Annotated in this window: 14 protein-coding genes; 4 read left to right on the top strand and 10 right to left on the bottom strand. The window is 60.0% G+C overall.

What is annotated here, in order from left to right; translation table 11 throughout:
* Window positions 1-222: 222 nt before the first annotated feature.
* Genes JFT91_RS03350 through JFT91_RS03340 form a run of 3 tightly spaced genes read left to right on the top strand, consistent with a single transcriptional unit; the run spans window position 223 to window position 3,204 of the window.
* The gene (locus JFT91_RS03350) at window positions 223-2,346 is read left to right on the top strand and encodes a putative bifunctional diguanylate cyclase/phosphodiesterase (RefSeq protein WP_201228934.1); all 2,124 of its coding nucleotides are present in this window, start codon (window positions 223-225) and stop codon (window positions 2,344-2,346) included.
* A gap of 43 nt (window positions 2,347-2,389) precedes the next feature.
* Window positions 2,390-2,884: a M48 metallopeptidase family protein gene (locus JFT91_RS03345; protein WP_201231558.1), complete on the top strand. Its 495-nt coding sequence runs from the start codon at window positions 2,390-2,392 to the stop codon at window positions 2,882-2,884.
* Between the two features lie 23 nt (window positions 2,885-2,907).
* A complete protein-coding gene (locus JFT91_RS03340; RefSeq protein WP_007913779.1) occupies window positions 2,908-3,204 on the top strand; it encodes a winged helix-turn-helix domain-containing protein in 297 nt (98 codons plus the stop codon).
* Between the two features lie 105 nt (window positions 3,205-3,309).
* Here the strand turns inward: JFT91_RS03340 and JFT91_RS03335 are convergent, their stop codons facing one another.
* Window positions 3,310-3,762, bottom strand: coding sequence for a GNAT family N-acetyltransferase (locus JFT91_RS03335; RefSeq protein ID WP_201148397.1), 453 nt, complete (start codon window positions 3,760-3,762; stop codon window positions 3,310-3,312).
* Between the two features lie 255 nt (window positions 3,763-4,017).
* Here JFT91_RS03335 and JFT91_RS03330 point away from each other — a divergent pair, with 255 nt between their 5' ends.
* A complete protein-coding gene (locus tag JFT91_RS03330) occupies window positions 4,018-4,755 on the top strand; it encodes a substrate-binding periplasmic protein (protein WP_201231557.1) in 738 nt (245 codons plus the stop codon).
* 122 nt (window positions 4,756-4,877) lie between these two features.
* On the opposite strand, the gene yccS is transcribed toward JFT91_RS03330, so the two are convergent.
* From yccS to betI, 9 genes are all read right to left on the bottom strand, one after another.
* On the bottom strand, window positions 4,878-7,070 hold the full coding sequence (gene yccS, locus JFT91_RS03325; RefSeq protein WP_201231556.1) for a YccS family putative transporter: 2,193 nt from the start codon (window positions 7,068-7,070) through the stop codon (window positions 4,878-4,880).
* A 220-nt stretch (window positions 7,071-7,290) separates the two neighbouring features.
* Complete coding sequence (locus JFT91_RS03320; RefSeq protein WP_201231555.1) at window positions 7,291-8,469, bottom strand: BaiN/RdsA family NAD(P)/FAD-dependent oxidoreductase; 1,179 nt, start codon at window positions 8,467-8,469, stop codon at window positions 7,291-7,293.
* Window positions 8,470-8,612: 143 nt separating this feature from the next.
* Window positions 8,613-9,950, bottom strand: a complete 1,338-nt coding sequence (gene dbpA / locus JFT91_RS03315; protein ID WP_242482951.1) for an ATP-dependent RNA helicase DbpA — start codon at window positions 9,948-9,950, stop codon at window positions 8,613-8,615.
* Window positions 9,951-10,270: 320 nt separating this feature from the next.
* A complete protein-coding gene (mdtD, locus tag JFT91_RS03310; RefSeq protein WP_201228924.1) occupies window positions 10,271-11,698 on the bottom strand; it encodes a multidrug transporter subunit MdtD in 1,428 nt (475 codons plus the stop codon).
* Window positions 11,699-11,890: 192 nt separating this feature from the next.
* On the bottom strand, window positions 11,891-13,228 hold the full coding sequence (locus JFT91_RS03305) for a TldD/PmbA family protein (protein WP_201231554.1): 1,338 nt from the start codon (window positions 13,226-13,228) through the stop codon (window positions 11,891-11,893).
* Window positions 13,228-14,670 carry a TldD/PmbA family protein gene (locus JFT91_RS03300; RefSeq protein ID WP_201231553.1) on the bottom strand — a complete coding sequence of 481 codons (1,443 nt, stop codon included), beginning with the start codon at window positions 14,668-14,670 and terminating at the stop codon, window positions 13,228-13,230. The genes JFT91_RS03305 and JFT91_RS03300 overlap by 1 nt, the downstream gene beginning before the upstream one ends.
* A gap of 268 nt (window positions 14,671-14,938) precedes the next feature.
* Window positions 14,939-16,642, bottom strand: a complete 1,704-nt coding sequence (betA, locus tag JFT91_RS03295) for a choline dehydrogenase (protein ID WP_201231552.1) — start codon at window positions 16,640-16,642, stop codon at window positions 14,939-14,941.
* A 237-nt stretch (window positions 16,643-16,879) separates the two neighbouring features.
* On the bottom strand, window positions 16,880-18,352 hold the full coding sequence (betB, locus tag JFT91_RS03290; RefSeq protein ID WP_201231551.1) for a betaine-aldehyde dehydrogenase: 1,473 nt from the start codon (window positions 18,350-18,352) through the stop codon (window positions 16,880-16,882).
* 88 nt (window positions 18,353-18,440) lie between these two features.
* Window positions 18,441-19,034, bottom strand: coding sequence for a transcriptional regulator BetI (gene betI, locus JFT91_RS03285; RefSeq protein ID WP_201231550.1), 594 nt, complete (start codon window positions 19,032-19,034; stop codon window positions 18,441-18,443).
* Window positions 19,035-19,209: the final 175 nt, after the last annotated feature.

Below are 19,209 nucleotides of genomic sequence, written 5' to 3'. Positions count from 1 at the left end.
ACGCCCGTTTGGCAGATGATTGGCGTCAACATCCTGTCGAAATGCCATCTATCCCGGTTTCCGGGGGTTGTAGCGGTGACCGTTAGTCGGTAAATCGAGGCTTTGGTTAAATGATGGCCTGATGACAGCTACTGCTTTTACAGATCCCGGACTAGAGTGAAGGCTCAGTATGTGTACGGTTTTTAACCGGAACCGACCTGTAGTCCCGACAAGAGAAGCAGCATGGAATGCGCGCAACCCCAGCCAGGTGAAGGCAGCTCTGTCTTATTGATCGTTGATGATTACCCTGAAAATCTGATCAGCATGCGCGCGTTGCTGCAGCGTCAGGATTGGCAGGTCATCACCGCCGCTTCCGGTTTCGAGGCGCTCAATCTTCTGCTTGAACACGACGTCGACCTGGTGCTGCTGGACGTGCAGATGCCGGGCATGGATGGCTTCGAAGTCGCGCGGTTGATGCGCGGCAGCCAGCGCACGCGGCTCACCCCGATCATTTTCCTCACCGCCAACGAGCAGTCCCAGGACGCCGTAATCAAAGGCTACGCCAGCGGTGCGGTGGATTACCTGTTCAAACCTTTCGATCCGCAGATTCTCAAGCCCAAGGTGCAGGCGTTGCTGGAGCACCAGCGTAATCGGCGCGCCTTGCAGCGACTGACTCATGATCTGGAGCTGGCCCGTGCGTTCAACGCCTCGGTGCTGGATAACGCTGCCGAGGGCATTCTGGTGGTGGGTGAGGACGGCCTGATCCGTTTCGCCAATCCGGCGATTTCGCGGTTGCTCAATGCGCCGGTAAAAGAGTTGGAGGGTCAGGAGTTTCTCGATTACTTGCAGAAACCGCATATCCCGTTGTGGGCCGATTCCGAGTTTTATACCGGTTATAAGCGTGGCGAAACGCTGCGACTGCACGATGCGTTGTTGCGCACCGCGCCCGGCCAGCAAGTGCCGGTGGCGTTGTCATGCGCCGCGTTGCCTGCAGAACAGCATGCGATGGTCGTCACCGTGCTGGACATGTCGGTTGTGCGCCATTTGCATCAGCAACTGGAGTTTCAAGCGGTCACGGATCCTTTGACCGGGTTGCTCAATCGGCGAGGCTTCTATCAGACCGTGGAAAACCTGCTGTTGCGCGGCGAACGCAGCGACAGCAGTTGGGTGTTGTTGTACCTGGATCTGGACGGCTTCAAACGCGTCAATGACTCCCTCGGCCATGATGCCGGCGACCGCGTGTTGCGCTGGGTCTCTGAGCAATTGAAAGCGTGCCTGCGGCCGTTCGACATTCTTGCGCGCATGGGCGGCGATGAATTCACCGCGTTGCTGGATCTGGAGTTCCCCGAGCAAGCGGCGAAGATTGCCGAGAAACTCATCGAGCGCGTGTCGATCTGTCAGCAAATCGAGGGGCTGGATATCGCCCTCGGTGCCAGTATCGGCATCGCGACGTTCCCGGACTGCGGTTCGAACCTCGACGGTTTGCTGCGCGCCTCCGACATCGCCATGTACGAAGCCAAGCGTGCCGGGCGTCAGCAATATCGTTTCTACGACCACGAAATGAATGGCCGCGCCCGCTCGCGCTTGATGCTCGAAGAAAGCGTGCGCACCGCCATCGAAAACCGCGATTTCAATCTGGTGTATCAGCCGCAGGTGGCTATTGATAGCGGGCAGATACGCGGTTTTGAAGCGTTGTTGCGCTGGCAGCATCCGAGCGTCGGCGACGTCCCGCCGGGGCTGTTCCTGCCATTGCTGGAAGAGGCGCGGCTGATCAGTCGGCTGGGCAGTTGGATCTATCATCGCGGCGCCGGTCAGCGCAAAGCCTGGGAAACCTTGTTTGCCGAAGATCTGGTGCTTGGCGTGAGCTTGAGCAACACCCAGTTCAGCCTGCCCAATCTGGTTACCGAGTTGCGTCAGGTGATGGAACGTCATGCCTTGCAGCCGCGGCAGCTGGAAGTCGAAGTCACCGAAGAAGCGCTGATGCAAAACCCGGATGAAACCCGCAAGCAACTGCGTTTGTTGCGCAATCTTGGGGTGCGCGTGGCGCTGGATGACTTCGGTTCCGGGCCATGCTCGTTGGCGCATCTGCGCGATCTGGAGTTGGACACGCTCAAGCTGGATCGTCACCTCATCGCCCGATTGCCGGACTCTGCCCGCGACGCCTCATTGGTCAGCAGCGTGATCAACCTGTGCAAACAATACGGTTTGCTGGTGATCGCCGAAGGGGTCGAAACCATCGAGCAATACCAATGGCTCCAAGCCCACGGCTGCGAGTACGTGCAAGGTTTCCTCGTCGCGCGGCCGTTGATCGCCGAAGACGCGGCAAGCTTCGCCGAGCCTTTCGACTGGAGCGCGCTGCCCGGTTGAATTCGCTACACTGGCGCACATTTTTTAACCGTGTCGCCCGTCCATGACTGTCTTGAAGTACCTCCAGGCCTATCCCGCGCAACTCCAGGATCAGGTACGCCAATTGATCGCCGACGGGCGTCTGGGTGAATACCTGGATCAACGTTATTCGGGGCGGCACGACGTGCAGAGCGACAAGGCGCTGTACACCTACGCGCTGGATCTGAAGCAGGAGTACCTGCGCAATGCGCCGGCCATCGACAAAGTACTGTTCGACAACCGCCTCGACCTGACCCATCGCGCGCTCGGTTTGCACACCACGGTTTCGCGGGTGCAGGGCGGCAAGCTCAAGGCCAAGAAAGAGATTCGTATCGCCTCGTTGTTCAAGGAGGCTGCGCCGGACTTTCTGAAAATGATCGTCGTGCACGAACTGGCGCACTTCAAGGAATCGGATCACAACAAGGCGTTTTATAAATTGTGCGAGCACATGCTGCCGGGGTATCACCAGATCGAATTTGATCTGCGCGTGTACCTGACATGGCGGGATATGCAGGCTTAACAGTACGCAACAAGGAAGGTGTGATGGACGTAAGCAAGACCAAAAGCAGCTTTTACCGCCGCCTCTATGTGGCGTACCTGATCGACAGCGGCCTGGCCCCCAGCGTACCGACGCTGACCGAAGTCACCGGCATGCCCCGGCGCACCGCACAGGACACGATTGCGGCGTTGGCCGATCTGGATATCGTTTGTGAATTCGAGCAGGAAGAGGGCGCGCGCAATCATGCCGGGCGCTATCGGATTCGTGAGTGGGGGGCGATTGATCGCGGGTGGATCGAGCGCAATCTGCGGCAGATCAAGGCTGTGTTGGAGTATCCATAAGAGTTGCTTCGCCTGAACTGACGCCTTCGCGAGCAGGCTCGCTCCCACATTTTGACCGCATTCACCCGATCTAATGTGGGAGCGAGCCTGCTCGCGATGAGGGCCTTAAGAGCGGCGCATGCCGATATGCGGAATGCCGTCCTCCACATATTCCTCGCCCGCCACCACGAAACCGTACTTACCGTAATACCCCTGCAAATGCGCCTGCGCCGACAGATAGATCGGCACTTGCGGCCAATGCTTCTCGGCCTGTTTCAGCGCCTGCTCCATCATTTCGTGGCCCAGCCCCTTGCCTCGCCCTTGCGGCGCGGTGATCACGCGGCCAATCACCACGTCGCCGCCCTGTAGTTCCGGATCCAGCAGGCGCAGGTACGCCATCAACTGATCATCCTCCCAACCCATCAAATGGTGGGTATCACCCTCCAGATCCTGGCCATCGAGATCGGGATACACACATTTCTGTTCGACCACGAACACTTCCGACCGCAGCTTCAGCAAGGCGTACAGCTGCTCCTTGCCCAGATCACTGTGATGTTTGCAGATCCACTCGATTGTCATTTTTCGATTCCTTGAACGTGTCGCCCGATACTAAGCGCCCACGTCAAAGATGTCTGTATGGCGTAAGAGTCTGTGACAAAGGTCAAAATGCCATCATTCCTTTCTCGCGCCGCTGTCTTCTTTGTGTAATCTGCTGGAGAGCGCTGTGCACTGGCTCTATTGAGCTAATGTTAGTGCCTGGGTTTTGCCGGTACGGGGCCTTGGGGTTTTGACTGAAAACATGCTGGGCGAACCGCCCGCTAAGGATTTTCAAGCATGCCGCGATTGCATCGAGCCTTTGCTTTGATCGGATTGCTCCTGCTGGCTCAGACCGCTGTCGCGGATAAGCTGAGGCTGGTGTTCGATATCTGGCCGCCGTTTACCGATGACACGCTGGTCAATGGTGGGTTGGCCACCGATATCGTCAGCACTGCGCTGGCCCGCGCCGGTTATGCCAGCGGCTATGAACAAGTACCGTGGGCACGGGCGTTATTGGGGGTTGGCGAAGGGCGTTACGACGTCTTGGTCAACGCCTGGTACAACGACGAGCGCACCAAACTCGGAGTTTTTTCCGGTGAGTACCTGCTCAACCGCATCCGCTTTCTCAAGCGTAAAGACACCCCGCTCGATTACAGCAACTTGCAGCAACTGCACACTTATCCGATTGCGGTGGTGCGCGGTTACGCCTATTCGGCGCCGTTCGATGCCGACACCGCGTTGCAGAAAGTCCCTGTGCATAACTTCGCCATGGCCGTGCGCATGTTGGCGGCGGATCGGGTCAAGTTGACGCTGGAGGATGAGTTCGTCGCGCGTTATTACCTGGCGCGGGAATCACCGAAAGTGCGCAATGCGGTGGAGTTTTTGCCCAAGCCGTTGAGCGAGAACAGTCTGCATATTCTGGTCAGCCTGAAGAACCCGCAGCATGAGCAGATTGTGGCGGGGTTTGATCGGGCGATTGCGGCGATGAAGGCGGATGGCAGTTATGAGCGGTTGCTGCGGCAACATGGCATGTGAGTTGCTGATGCAGAATTTTCTGTGTGGCTGATGGCCTCTTCGCGAGCAGGCTCGCTCCCACAAGGGTTGTGTGTCGTGCACAAATTCACTGTGGGAGCGAGCCTGCTCGCGAAGGCGTCCTGTCAGCCAGCGTTAACCTCACTGGTGTCCTTTATCAGGTGCGCCGCCAAGGTACGCAACGGCCCCAACTGCCGGCAAATCAACGCCAATTGCGTCTGCACCAACCGCTGCCCTTCATCGATCTCATCGGGCATCTGCTCCAGTTCGTTGGCCAGCGCCTCTTCTTCATCACTCTGAATCGCCACCGGTTGCTTGTTTGCCAGCCCTTGGGCGATTTCATCGATGCTTGCCGCGAGTTTCACCCCGGCGCCATCAATCAAATGCTCGCGCACTTCTGCCGGCAATTGGGTTTCGCGATGCGCGCCCAGGCCTGACAAGTAACTGAGCAATGTGTGCGACAGCACCAGAAAACGGAAGCCGACATCCGCTTCTTTACGGAAATGCCCCGGCTCCATGAGCATGTTCGCCAATGTGGTCGACAGCGCCGCATCGGCGTTGTGCGCGTTGCGGCGGGCCAGGCGATAGGCGAGGTCGTCGCTTTTGCCGGCGGCGTATTGCTGCATGATCTGCCGTAGATAGATGCTGTTGCAGCTCAGGGTGTTGGCCAGCACTTTGTTCAGACGTCGACCCTGCCAATCCGGCAGGAACAGGAATACCGCCAGACCGGCAATCAAACTGCCCAGCAGCGTATCGAACAGCCGAGGCAGGAACAGCCCATAACCGTCACCGACCTGGTTGAAGCAGAACAGCACCATGATGGTGATCGCGGCCGTCGCCAGGGTGTAGCGGGTCGTGCGGTTGGTAAAGAACACCACGCCGGCGGCGATGGCGAAACACGACTGCACCAGCGGGCTCGGAAACAAGTCGAACAACGCCCACGCCACGGTCAGGCCGATGGCGGTGCCGAAGATCCGCTGACCAAGCTTGCGTCGGGTTGCGCCGTAGTTCGGCTGGCAGACGAACAGCGTGGTGAGGATGATCCAGTAGCCTTGCGACGGGTGAATCAAATGCACCATGCCATAACCGATACTCAAGGCCAGCGGCAGGCGCAGGGCATGGCGGAACAGCAGGGAAGTCGGTGTCAGTTGTGTGCGCAGGCGTACCCAGACGTCTTTGAAGTTGCGCGGTGAGCGGTCGAGCAGGCTGCTGTCGGTCGCGTCGGCCAAGGCATCGGGATTGCTTGCGTCACTGAGCAAGCGGTCGAGCGTGCCGAGGTTGGCAGCCAGCGCACGCAGTGAGCGCAGCAGTCCGCGCCACGCCGGATTGCTCTGGATGCGCAGGTGTTCTAGGGAGGCGTCGAGGTCACTCAGGGCTTCGGCGAAATTCGCATCGTAGATGAACGGTTGGCGCATCTGAATCGATTCGGCCAGTGCCCGACAGGCCTTGCCTTGCTGGCGCAGCAGACGCTGGCAGCGGAACAACACATCGCTGTGGAAAAAAGCATCGGCCAGCGCGTTGTACGGATAGTGCGAGGAGCTGGCGCGTTCGTGGATGTCCTGGGCGAGGAAGTACAACTTCAGGTAGCGGCTGACTTTCGAGCCGGGGCGACCGTTGCCGACCCGGTGCAGGATGATTTCCTTGGCGCTGTTCAGCGCAGCCACGACGCGGCCGTTTTGCTGGGCCAGTTCCAACCGCCGCGCTTCGACGTCCATCTGCCGGATCGGTTCGAACAGCGAGGATTTCAACTTCAGGTAAAAACCCAGTTCACGGAACAGGCGCGCCAGACTCTGCTGCACCGGCTGATTGGAAAACATCGCCTGCCACAACACTGACAGCAAGCCATACCACGCGGCACCCGCGACCAGCAGCATCGGCTCGTGCCAGAAATCGGTGACTGCGCCGCCACGCTGATCGACGCCGATCATGGTGTAGACGGACAGAATCAAGGTCGCCGAGGCAATCGCGCCATAACGCTCGCCGAGCGCGCCGAGCATGGTCAGGCCGAAGCTTGCCAGCGCGAGCGCTATCGCAAAAACGATGGGGTAGGGGAAGAGCAATTCCACCGACAGCGCGGCGATGCTGAAACACACCAGCGTCACGGCGAGGGCGTTGAGGCGGCCCTGCCAACTGTCGTCGGTCTCGGCCAGGGCGCTGGCGATAATCCCCAGGAACAACGGGATCAGCAGGCCCATTTCATCCTGATACCAACACAGCGCCATGCTGCCGGTCAGGGCGATGAACACCCGCACGCTGTAGCTGAATTTATCCAGCGCCCACAGGCGCCGCAAAGACTGACGAAACGAGGTCGAGGACATGAAGTGCGAAGGCCTTCCGAGGCGATGCCGCTAAATTGAGCCAGTAATGACGCCGACGCAATGGCGCCGATCACATCTGACAGCAAAAAGTGTTCCTTGATCGCCCGCTACCCCTGTAGGAGCTGAGCTTGCTCGCGAAGACGGCCTCACATTCAATAAAGTTGCTGACTGTCAGATCGCTTTCGCGAGCAAGCTCAGCTCCTACAAAAGGCGGTTGTCATTAGGCGTACTGCGCGGCGGCGTAGCCGGAGGCCCAGGCCCACTGGAAGTTGAAACCGCCCAGATGGCCAGTGACGTCGAGCACTTCACCGATGAAGTACAGGCCCGGGCTTTTCAGCGATTCCATGGTCTTGGACGACACTTCGCGGGTATCGACGCCACCGAGGGTCACTTCGGCGGTGCGATAGCCTTCGGTGCCGGCCGGCACGACTTTCCAGCTGCCCAGCTTGTCGGCGATTTCCGCCAGTTCGGCGTGGGTGTATTGCTTCATCGGTTTGGAGACGAACCAGTTGTCCGCCAACAAATTGGCCATCTTCTTGGTGAAGATCTCGCCAAGCAGGGTTTTCAATTCGCTGTTCGGACGCTCGGCGACTTGTTCCTGCAGCCACGTAGCAGCGTCGTGATCGGGCAGCAGGTTGATCTCCACCGTGTCGCCAGATTCCCAAAACGAAGAGATCTGCAAAATTGCCGGGCCACTGAGGCCACGGTGAGTGAACAGGATGTTCTCGCGAAAGCTCTGATCGTTGCAGCTGACCAGGCAATCCACCGAAGTCCCCGACAGCTCGGTGCACAGTTCCTTGAGCTGGTCGGTGATGGTGAATGGCACCAGACCGGCGCGGGTCGGCAGTAATTCATGGCCGAACTGCCTGGCCACCTGATAACCAAAACCAGTGGCACCCAGCGTCGGGATCGACAAACCGCCGGTCGCGATCACCAGCGACTGGCACTGGACCTGGCCGAGAGTGGTGTCGAGCAAGTATCCGCTTTTGACTTTCTCTATGGTCTGTATCGAAGTATCCAGATGCAGCTCGACGCCGACCTGATCACACTCGGTGAGGAGCATTTCGAGGATGTCGCTGGATTTGTTATCGCAGAACAACTGGCCGAGTTTCTTCTCGTGATACGGCACGCCGTGCTTGCCGACCATGCCGATGAAATCCCACTGGGTATAACGCGCCAGCGCGGATTTGCAGAAGTGCGAGTTGTGCGAGAGGAAATTGCTCGGTTCGGTGTACATGTTGGTGAAATTGCAGCGGCCACCGCCCGACATCAGGATTTTCTTGCCGGCCTTGTTCGCATGGTCGAGCAGCAGCACCTGACGCCCACGTCCGGCGGCGGTCAGTGCACACATCAACCCAGCGGCGCCAGCGCCAATGATCACGACTTCGGTAGAGCGCAAAACGGTGTCCTCTGAAATATCACCACAAAACGAACTGTAGGAGTGAGCCTGCTCGCGATGGCGGTGTGTCATTCAACATTAGAGGTTGGCTGACAGATTGCTATCGCGAGCAGGCTCACTCCTACAGGGGAACTACGTTGTTCTTACAAAATGCGTACGCGCAGCGAACGGCCCTTGATCTTGCCGTCGTTCAGGCGCTGCAAGGCCTGCATGGCCACGGTGCGGTCAACGGCCACGTAAGCCTGGAAGTCGAAGATCGCGATCTTGCCAACCTGAGCGCCCGGAATCCCGGCATCGCCGGTCAGTGCACCGAGAATGTCGCCCGGACGCACTTTGTCTTTACGGCCAGCACCGATGCACAGCGTGGTCATCGGCGGCTGCAACGGCGCAAGGCCCTGGGACTTGAGGTTATCGACCTGATCCCAGTTCAGCGGCGATTTCTGCAGCTGTTCGATGGCCTGAGCACGGTGTGCTTCGCCCGGTGCGACCAGGCTGATCGCAATGCCTTTCTCACCAGCGCGACCGGTACGGCCGACGCGGTGAATGTGGATTTCCGAATCGCGGGCCAGTTCGACGTTGATCACCATGTCCAGCGCATCGATGTCCAGACCACGGGCGGCGACGTCGGTGGCAACCAGTACCGAAGTACTGCGGTTGGCGAACATCGCCAGCACCTGATCGCGGTCGCGCTGTTCCAGATCGCCGTGCAGGCCGACGGCGGAAATGCCCTTGGCGGTCAGGTGATCGACGGTTTCCTGCACTTGCTGCTTGGTGAAGCAGAACGCCACGCACGAAGCAGGGCGGAAGTGGTGCAGGACTTTGGTCACCACACTCATACGGTCTTCCGGGGAAATCTCGTAGAAACGCTGCTCGATCTGCGTGTCATCGTGGAACGCTTCGGCTTTTACCGTTTGCGGATCACGCATGAATTTCGACGCCAGTTGCTTGATGCCCACCGGGTAAGTGGCGGAGAACAGCAGGGTCTGACGACGCTCTGGCGTCTTGACGATGATGTCTTCGATGGCGTCGTAGAAACCCATGTCGAGCATGCGGTCGGCTTCGTCGAGGATCAGCGTGTTCAGGCCATCGAGCACCAGCGAACCTTTGCGCAGGTGCTGCTGAATGCGCCCCGGCGTGCCGACGATAATGTGCGCGCCGTGCTCCAGCGAAGCGATCTGCGGGCCGAACGACACGCCGCCACACAGGGTCAGAACCTTGATGTTGTCTTCGGCGCGGGCCAGGCGACGGATTTCCTTGGCGACCTGGTCGGCCAACTCGCGCGTCGGGCAGATCACCAGCGCCTGGCAACCGAAATAGCGCGGATTGATCGGGTTCAGCAGGCCGATGCCGAACGCGGCGGTCTTGCCGCTGCCGGTCTTGGCCTGAGCGATCAGGTCCATCCCCTTGAGGATCACCGGCAAGCTCTGCGCCTGGATCGGCGTCATCTGGGCATAACCGAGTGAGTCGAGGTTAGCCAGCATGGCGGCGGACAGCGGCAGAGTGTTAAAAGCGGTGGCGATGGTGGTCACGGGACTGGCCTGCAAAACAAAATGTCGCGCAGTGTAGCAGCCCCGTGCCACTTTCCTCGAAAGTTCTGGACGAACAGCGACTAAAACCCGTCCCCCAGGCTCGCACAGGTTGAAGATAAACCTGTGGTGAGGGGATTTATCCCCGATGGGCTGCGCAGCAGCCCCAAATAGCTTGAATACAATCAGCCTGATGCACCGGGGTGGCTGGTTTCAGGGCTGCTGCGCAACCCAACGGGGATAAATCCCCTCGCCACAAAAGCCACCATGGCAAATTAATGTTCGATGTGTTCTTCAGGACGCTTGGCGCGGCGGCCGTCTTCTTTCGACAGTTGCGAGAAGATCGTCGCCGCTAGCATCGCCATGATCCCGACGGTGACGAAGGTCAGTTGGAAGGCACCGAGCACGGTCTCGACGCCATCGTTACCGACCTCTGCGGTAAACCCGCCAAGCAGCGCACCGGCGCACGCCACGCCCAGACTCAACGACAACTGCGCCACCACCGAGAGCAAACTGTTGCCGCTGCTGGCGCTCGCATCGTCGAGGTCGATCAGCGTCACCGTGTTCATCGCCGTGAATTGCAGCGAGTTGATCGCGCCGAGCACCGCCAGCAGACACAGGAGCAGCCAGTACGGCGTCTGCTCGCTGACCAGACCCATGCTCGCCAGCATGATCCCCAGCGCCAGCGTGTTGCCGGTGAGGACGATGCGATAGCCAAGCCGTTCGATCAGCGGCCGCGCCACCCACTTGGCGATCATCGCCGCAGCCGCCAGCGGCAGCATGCTCATCCCCGCTTGCGACGGCGAATAACCCAGCGCCACTTGCAGCAGCAACGGCACCAGAAACGGCAAGGCACCGCTGCCCAGGCGCGCGAACAGGTTACCGAGGATGCCAACGGCAAAGGTCCGCGTTTTGAACAGTGATGGCGAGAACAGCGGGTTTTCAATGTGCCCGGCGCGCAGCCAGTACGCCGCCAGACAGGCCATGCCGCCGAACAACAGCAACATCACCCGCAGGTGCGGCAAGTGCAGTTCGCCGAGGCCTTCCATGGCGATGGTGATCAGGATCATCGCCGCGCCAAACAACAGGAAACCCAAACTGTCGAAACGTGTGCGCTCGGTGCCGCGCAGGTCGGGAATGAATTTCCACACCGCGTAGCACCCGATGACGCCGACCGGCAGGTTGATCAGGAAGATCCAGTGCCACGTCAGGTATTCGACCATCCAGCCGCCCATGGTCGGGCCGATCAACGGGCCGAGCAGGCCGGGGATGGTGATGAACCCCATGATCCGCACCAGTTCGGATCTCGGGTAAGCGCGCAAGACCACCAGGCGTCCGACCGGCAGCATCAATGCGCCGCCGAGGCCTTGAATCACGCGGGCACCGATCAGCATGGTCAGGCTGCTCGACAACGCGCAGAGCAGCGAGCCGAAACTGAACAGCAGGATCGCACCGAAGAAGATTTTCTTGGTGCCGAAGCGATCGGCGATCCAGCCTGAGGCGGGGATCAACAATGCCACGGTGAGCATGTAAGAAATGACCACACCCTGCATGCGCAAGGGGTCTTCGGCGAGATCACGGGCCATGGCGGGCAGGGCGGTGTTAAGAATGGTGCCGTCGAGGGACTGCATGAAGAACGCAATGGCCACGACCCACGGCAACCAGCGGGCGGTGACGGCGTCGAGAGGCGGGCGAGTGGGCATGGAACCTCTGGAGGGTGGCTAATCCGAATTCTTGTCCAAAAATGAAACCCCGTGGCGAGGGGATTTATCCCCGCTGGAGTGCGCAGCAGTCCCGTTTTTTTTTGGGGCCGCTGCGCGACCCAGCGGGGATAAATCCCCTCGCCACAGTTTCTATTCCAACAGTTGATTCCCGGTGTGCCGGGGATCTTTGTTTTACAGCGTTAGCGTGAGTCGGCTGACCAACGCGCCCGGCAGCAACGCCGACGAGGTATTGCGCTGGCTGTATGTACTCGCCGACAGCAGCAACTCGCGCTCCGCCGTCAACGCTTCCAGCTGCGAACCCAGCAGGCTATAGGCGCTGTCATCGAAACGCATGGTGCTGACCGGTGCCTGGATCTCGCCGTTCTCGACCCAGAAGGTCGCGAAACGGGTCATGCCGGTCATGCGCGCCGCCGGTTGATCCGAGAAGTTCAGGTACCACAGGTTGCTGATGTACAGCCCGGTGCCCAACTGCTTGAGGATCTCCGCTTGTGACAGATCGCCGGCCGCCATGTTCAGCGCACTTGGTGATTCACCGCCGCTGGCGCCGTTGGCCGTCAGGCCATATTCCGCCGCACTGCGCGAGCCAACCAGTTGATCGCCTGCCTTGCCTTCGACGATCAAGCGCAGATCGCTGCGCGGATAACCTTCACCGGAAAACGCGGGACTCAGCGAGTCGCTAACCTTTTCGTCCAGCGATACCAGCGGACTGAATGCCTGATCGCCGACATACAGTTTTTGCAACGGGCTGCTCTTGCTGGCAATCGACTGTGCCGAAAAACCGCCCCAGCTCAGCATGCCCATGATTTCTTCCAGCGCCGCCGGTGCCAGATAGGCACGGTACTGTCCCGGCGCCAAGGTGCGCAGTGGCCGACCGAGAAATGCCAGTTGCTCACGAGCCTGACCGAAGCGCTTGGCGAAACCCTCACTGCTCCATTCATGCCCGGCGTAGCTGGCCTTCACTGCTTCGCCGTTTTCGTGAAACAGGCTGAAGTCGAAGTTGAAGCTGTTCGCCTGATGCCAGCCAAACGCCCCCGAGGAGCTGGCGAAACCACGGCTGATCGGACCGGCAGCGTAGAAACCGACCAAATCCAGGCCTTCAGCGGCGGCGCAGATTTCATCGACTACCTGTTCAGTGTCCGGCAGCGGATGCTCCTGCACATTCCTGCTCTGCCAGCCGTTGTGGTTGAGCAGCAGATACGGATCCTGCGGCAGCAACGGCAGGGTTTCGCGCAGTTGTTGCAGACCTTCGGCGAGGCGTTGCAGGTCGGCTTCCTGATCACCGGACAGGGTGATATGCAGGTCGGCATGGCGGCCGTCGTTGATCAGCTTCAGGCCGATGTCGGCTTGCTGTACCTGTCCGGCCTGACGCACCTTGGCGTGATTGAAACGCACGAACGCCGACGATTCGGCGGCATAGCTGAGGGTGAACTGTTCCGGCTCGCGCACGGTATCGCGCAGCCAGTTGACCAGAACTTTAAAGGCCTCAGCCTGATTCTTGACCGTACTCATCAGGCGTCTCCCCCAAACACATCAACGTTGCTGAATACGCAGGCCGGCGAAGCGTGGCCGACGCGGATCACCTGGTTCGGTTCACCCTTGCCGCAGTTCGGCGTGCCCAGCACCTTGACGGTGTTGGCGTCGCCGACGGCGCGCAGGCTTTTCCAGAAATGCGCGGAAATCGCCCGGTAGTTCGGGTTTTTCACTACGCCTTTGAGTTCACCGTTTTCGATCAACTGGCCCCATTCGCAGCCAAACTGGAATTTGTTGCGCGCATCGTCGATCGACCACGAGCGGTTGGTGCTCATCAGGATGCCGTTTTCGATGCCTTCGATCAGTTGATTCAGCGGCTGATCGCCGGGCTCGATATTGAGGTTGGCCATGCGGTCGATTGGCGGACGATTCCAGCCACAGGCGCGACTGTTGGCGACGCCATCCAGGCCTGCTCGAAATTGTGACAGCGCACCGCCCAATGGGCGCAGCAACAGGCCTTCACGAATCAGAAATTGCTTGCTGGCCTTGGTGCCGTCGTCGTCATGGCCGTAGCTGGCGAGTTCTTCGGGAATGTCCGGGTCGAACGTCACGTTGAGCAGTTTCGAGCCGTATTGCAGGCTGCCGAAGTCGCTCGCCTTGACGAAACTGGTACCGGCGTAATTGCGCTCATCACCGAGGATGCGGTCGAGTTCCAGCGGGTGACCGATGGATTCGTGGATCTGCAGCATCATTTGATCGGGCATCAGCAGCAGGTCGCGCGGGCCTTGCGGGGTGTTCGGCGCGAGCAGCAGTTGCAGCGCCTGATCGGCGACTTGCGGGCCGGCGCCGACCAGGCCGCATCGGCTGATCACGTCCGCGCCGCCCTGTTGGCCGAAGTTCTCGCGGCCGAGGCTGCGGGTCTGGCTGTCGTTGCCGTCGTAGGCGGTGACGTCAAGGCCCGGGTAGACGAAACGCTGGGCCTGGCGCAACTCGGCACCGGCGCTGCTCAGGTAGATCTGTTCAACGTGGGTAATGCCGACGCTCACTTCCCAGTTCACCAGGCGCTCATCCTTTGGCACCGAGGCGGATTCCGCGCCGAGCAGGTCGAAGCATTCGCTCAGGGACGGGAAGGGTTGGTCGAGATTGGGCGAAAAGTAGTCAGCGCGGTCGCTGGAGACTCGATGATCGCGCAGATCGAGCAACGCGTGCGGCTTCAGTCGGCGGGCTTGCAATTCAGCGCGTTCAAGCGCGGCTTGCAGGCCTTGCTGCGACAGGTCGTTGGTCGCGGCATACGCCTCGACGCCATTGACGCGAACGGTGAGCATCGCCCCTTCGTCGCGGCTCAGGCTCGGCGGTTCGGCGACGTTCTTGCGCACCGACAGGTACTGGCCGGACTCGCGTACGTACCGCAGGGAAAAAAATTCAGCGCCCGTGCGCAAGGCAGCGAAGCGCTGCTTGAGCTGGGGGTGGAAATCGAACATTCGGGAACCTCCTTGTCAGGGGGAAGCGGGGTGAGGCTATTCGGCGGGGAGGGGTGAAACGGTTGCGCGAGGTCTAGAGTAGGCCTGCGTGGGGGTAGGATCAAGTGAAGAGGGGGTGTAGGAGGATTTACTGTGCAGCGGGGGAGGGGAAGTTGATTTTTAGGGCGTCATCGCGAGCAGGCTCACTCCTACAGGGGATCTGTGTTGATCACAAATCAACCGTAGGAGCGAGCCTGCTCGCGATCAGCCGTGACGCGGTGTTGCTGAATTACTGAGCAACAGGCGTGATATCACGCATCGGCTTGCCTTTGACCGGTGCATCACCCGCGACGTAGTACGGCGCGGTGCTGCGTGGCAGCGGCTGACGGCCACGGATCTTGTCGGCGATTTTCTCGGCGATCATGATCGTCGGCGCGTTCAGGTTGCCGGTGGTGATGATCGGCATGATCGACGCATCGACCACACGCAGGCTCTGCATGCCGTGTACGCGACCTTCGCCATCCACTACCGCCATCTCGTCGGTGCCCATCTTGCACGAGCAGGACGGGTGGAACGCGGTTTCGGCGTGCTCACGGATGAACTTGTCCAGTTGCTCATCGGTTTGCACTTCAATGCCCGGGCTGATTTCGCGGCCACGGAAAGCGTCCAGCGCAGGTTGTTGCATGATTTCACGGGTCAGGCGGATGCCGTCGCGGAATTCCTGCCAGTCCTGCTCGGTGGCCATGTAGTTGAACAGGATGCTCGGGTGCTGGCGCGGGTCTTTCGACTTGGCCTGGATGCGACCACGGCTTGGCGAACGCATGGAACCCATGTGCGCCTGGAAACCGTGCTCTTTCACACCGTTGCTGCCGTTGTAGTTAATCGCTACCGGCAGGAAGTGGTACTGGATGTTCGGCCATTCGAATTCCGGACGCGAACGGATGAAACCGCCGGCTTCGAACTGGTTGCTGGCGCCAATGCCAGTGCCGTTGAACAGCCACTCGGCACCAATGGCTGGCTGGTTGTACCAGAGCAGCGACGGGTACAGCGAAACCGGCTGGGTGCAGGCGTATTGCAGGTACAGCTCAAGGTGATCCTGCAGGTTTTCACCGACGCCCGGCAGATCGTGGACGACCGGAATGTCGAGGGACTTCAGCAGTTCTGCAGGACCAACACCGGAACGCTGCAGAATCTGCGGCGAAGCGATGGCGCCGGAGCACAGCAGGACTTCTTTACGGGCTTTGACTTCAACGCGCTCTTCAGCCGAACCGACCAGGTAACGAACGCCGACTGCACGCTTGCCTTCAAACAGAATCTTGTCGGTCAGGGCGTGGGTGACGATGGTCAGGGTCGAACGCTTTTTAGCGGTATCGAGGTAGCCACGGGCGGTGGAAGCACGACGGCCATTTGGCGTCACGGTGCGGTCCATCGGGCCAAAGCCTTCCTGCTGGTAGCCGTTCAGGTCTTCAGTGCGCGGGTAGCCCGCCTGTACGCCTGCTTCAACCATCGCGTGGAACAGCGGGTTGTTGCCAGCCTTCGGCGTGGTCACGCTGACCGGGCCTTCGCCACCGTGGTAGTCGTTCGGGCCGATGTCACGGGTTTCGGCTTTGCGGAAGTACGGCAGGCAGTCCAGGTAGGACCAGTTTTCCAGGCCTGGCAGTTTCGCCCAGCCGTCGTAGTCCATCGCGTTGCCACGGATGTAGCACATGCCGTTGATCAGCGAGGAACCGCCGAGGCCTTTGCCGCGACCGCATTCCATCCGGCGGCCGTCCATGTGTGGCTCGGCGTCGGTTTCGTAAGCCCAGTTGTAACGACGACCTTGCAGCGGGAACGCCAGGGCGGCCGGCATTTGCGTGCGGAAGTCGAAACGGTAGTCAGGGCCGCCTGCTTCAAGCAGCAGAACGGTGACGCCAGCGTCTTCAGTCAGACGGGTCGCCAGGGTGTTACCGGCCGAGCCGGCACCGATGATGATGTAATCGAATTCTTGGGACATTGAATGCACCCTCTTTAAATGTGGTCAGGTCGAGATCGCTGGGCCACTGCGCAATATGTGGGGAGAAGAAAATCCCCTGTGGTGAGGGGATTTATCCCCGTCCGGCTGCGCAGCAGTCGCAGAGTTAGCGACTGGGTTCTGTCTGGAGAATGGCAGTGTCTGGATGAGGGGCTGCTTTGCAGCCCAGCGGGGATAAATCCCCTCGCCACAAAGGGCCCATCCAGACTCTGGGTCAGATCAGAACACCGAGACGTAATCGCCCAGTTCGACCTGTACCGATTTGATGCGAGTGAAGTTGTTCAGCGAGCTGATGCCGTTTTCACGGCCAACACCCGACTGCTTGTAACCGCCGACCGGCATTTTTGCGTCGGACTCGCCCCAGGCGTTGATCCAGCAGATACCGGCTTCCAGTTGATGAATCACGCGGTGTGCGCGGTTCAGGTCTTTGGTGACGATACCGGCGGCCAGGCCGAAGTCGGTGTCGTTGGCGCGGCGGATCACTTCTTCTTCGGTCTCGTAGGAGAGGATCGCCATGACCGGGCCAAAGATTTCTTCACGGACGATGGTCATGTCGTCGGTGCAGTCGGTGAACACGGTCGGCGCGACGAAGGCGCCTTTGGCGAATTCGCCGTCGGTCAGACGGTCGCCGCCGCACAGGACGCGGGCACCTTGTTCTTTACCTTTGGCGATGTAGCCCAGCACGCTTTCCATGTGCGCGAAGCTGACCAGCGGGCCGAAGTTGGTGTTTTCGTCTTCCGGGTTGCCGACGCGGATGCGCGCAACGCGTTCAACGATCTTGGCTTCGAAAGCGGCTTTCAGGTGCGCCGGTACGAACACGCGAGTGCCGTTGGTGCAGACCTGACCGGAGCTGTAGAAGTTGGCCATCATCGCGGTGTCGGCCGCGCGATCGAGATCGGCGTCGTCGCAGATGATCAGCGGGGACTTGCCGCCCAGTTCCATTGTCACGTCTTTCAGCGACGAAGCCGAAGCGCTGGCCATGACCTTTTTGCCGGTGTCGGTGCCGCCGGTGAAGGAGATTTTTTCGATGCGCGGGTGCTCGGTCAGCCAGGTGCCGACTTCACGGCCGCTGCCGGTCAGCACGTTGAACACGCCGTTTGGCACGCCGGCTTCGGTGTAGATCTCGGCCAGTTTCAGGGTGGTCAGCGAGGTGACTTCGCTTGGCTTGAAGATCATCGCGTTACCGGCCGCCAGGGCTGGAGCGGATTTCCACAGAGCAATCTGGATCGGGTAGTTCCACGCGCCGATACCGGCGACAACGCCCAACGGCTCGCGACGGGTGTAAACGAAAGAAGTGTCACGCAGCGGGATCTGCTCGCCTTCGATGGCCGGCACCAGGCCTGCGTAGTATTCCAGCACGTCGGCGCCGGTAACGATGTCGACGTACTTGGTTTCGGAGAAGGATTTACCGGTGTCCAGGGTTTCCAGCGCAGCCAGTTCATCGTTGCGCTCGCGCAGGATGTCGACGGCGCGACGCAGGATGCGCGAACGCTCCATGGCGGTCATCGCAGCCCAGACCTTCTGGCCTTTTTCAGCGCTGACTACGGCGCGCTCGACGTCTTCCTTGGTCGCACGTTGCACTTGTGCGAGGACTTCGCCGTTTGCCGGGTTGATGGCTTCGAAAGTGGCATCGCTGCCAGCGTCGGAGTACGCGCCATCGATGTAGAGTTTTTGCAGTTCGAAACGGGCCATAGTGTCCTCGCAAGTGCATTAGTGGTTGGCGTTGACCGCCGCGATGAAGCTGCGGAGGCAGTGAGGGGCCGAGCGTTTTCTGTGTGCTCTAGCTCACCTTCTTGGCCAATTGGAAATCCATGTATTCGTAAGCGATCTGTTGCGCCTGCGCCGTGTCGAAAGCGTCTCCCGACAGCGCGCCGCGCAACCACAAACCGTCAATCAACGCTGCCAGTCCGCGAGCGGCGCTGCGCGCATCTTCGAGCGGCAGTACACGGCGGAACTCGCAGCACAGGTTGGAATACAGACGGTGATCGTTGATCCGCTGCAACCTGTGCAAAGACGGCTGGTGCATGCTGGTGGCCCAAAAGGCCAACCAGGTTTTCATTGCCGGGCCATTGACCTGGCTGGCGTCGAAGTTGCCTTCGATGATCACCTGCAGATGCGCCCGTGGGCTGCTGCCTGCCAACGCCTGACGGCGTGCGGTGACGTTCTCGCTGAGGACATTCATCAGATACCGCATCGTGGCGGCAATCAGGCCGTTCTTGTCCTGAAAGTAATGACTGATGATGCCGTTCGAGACACCGGCCAAACGGGCGATCAGCGCAATGCTGGCGTCCCCCATTCCGACCTGATCGACGGCCTGCAAAGTGGCTTCGATCAGTTGTTGGCGGCGGATGGGTTGCATACCGACCTTGGGCATCTTGCACATCTCCTTAGGCCTTCCGAGGGGCGAATGACGCCTATCGGATTGAGGGCCAGTCTATTTTGTTTTGATTGAACGTTCAATCAACAAAGAATAAGATCTGCGACAAATCGTCGCTGCCTACAGATTTTTCCCACGTGTAAGTGGCGATAAAACCGACATCCGAAAATGC

Origin of the sequence: Pseudomonas sp. TH08 (assembly GCF_016651275.1) — a bacterium.
In the GTDB taxonomy this organism is placed as follows: Bacteria; Pseudomonadota; Gammaproteobacteria; order Pseudomonadales; family Pseudomonadaceae; genus Aquipseudomonas.
Note: the sequence above shows the minus strand (reverse complement) of the source record. Positions and strands in the feature narration are given on the sequence as shown.

What these genes read in the sequence shown, in the direction of transcription:
- JFT91_RS03350 (WP_201228934.1), top strand. Translation starts at nt 223, where the DNA reads ATGGAATGCGCGCAACCCCAGCCAGGTGAAGGCAGCTCTGTCTTATTG.
- JFT91_RS03345 (WP_201231558.1), top strand. Translation starts at nt 2,390, where the DNA reads ATGACTGTCTTGAAGTACCTCCAGGCCTATCCCGCGCAACTCCAGGAT.
- JFT91_RS03340 (WP_007913779.1), top strand. Translation starts at nt 2,908, where the DNA reads ATGGACGTAAGCAAGACCAAAAGCAGCTTTTACCGCCGCCTCTATGTG.
- JFT91_RS03335 (WP_201148397.1), bottom strand. Translation starts at nt 3,762, where the DNA reads ATGACAATCGAGTGGATCTGCAAACATCACAGTGATCTGGGCAAGGAG.
- JFT91_RS03330 (WP_201231557.1), top strand. Translation starts at nt 4,018, where the DNA reads ATGCCGCGATTGCATCGAGCCTTTGCTTTGATCGGATTGCTCCTGCTG.
- yccS (WP_201231556.1), bottom strand. Translation starts at nt 7,070, where the DNA reads ATGTCCTCGACCTCGTTTCGTCAGTCTTTGCGGCGCCTGTGGGCGCTG.
- dbpA (WP_242482951.1), bottom strand. Translation starts at nt 9,950, where the DNA reads ATGCTGGCTAACCTCGACTCACTCGGTTATGCCCAGATGACGCCGATC.
- mdtD (WP_201228924.1), bottom strand. Translation starts at nt 11,698, where the DNA reads ATGCCCACTCGCCCGCCTCTCGACGCCGTCACCGCCCGCTGGTTGCCG.
- JFT91_RS03305 (WP_201231554.1), bottom strand. Translation starts at nt 13,228, where the DNA reads ATGAGTACGGTCAAGAATCAGGCTGAGGCCTTTAAAGTTCTGGTCAAC.
- JFT91_RS03300 (WP_201231553.1), bottom strand. Translation starts at nt 14,670, where the DNA reads ATGTTCGATTTCCACCCCCAGCTCAAGCAGCGCTTCGCTGCCTTGCGC.
- betA (WP_201231552.1), bottom strand. Translation starts at nt 16,642, where the DNA reads ATGTCCCAAGAATTCGATTACATCATCATCGGTGCCGGCTCGGCCGGT.
- betB (WP_201231551.1), bottom strand. Translation starts at nt 18,352, where the DNA reads ATGGCCCGTTTCGAACTGCAAAAACTCTACATCGATGGCGCGTACTCC.
- betI (WP_201231550.1), bottom strand. Translation starts at nt 19,034, where the DNA reads ATGCCCAAGGTCGGTATGCAACCCATCCGCCGCCAACAACTGATCGAA.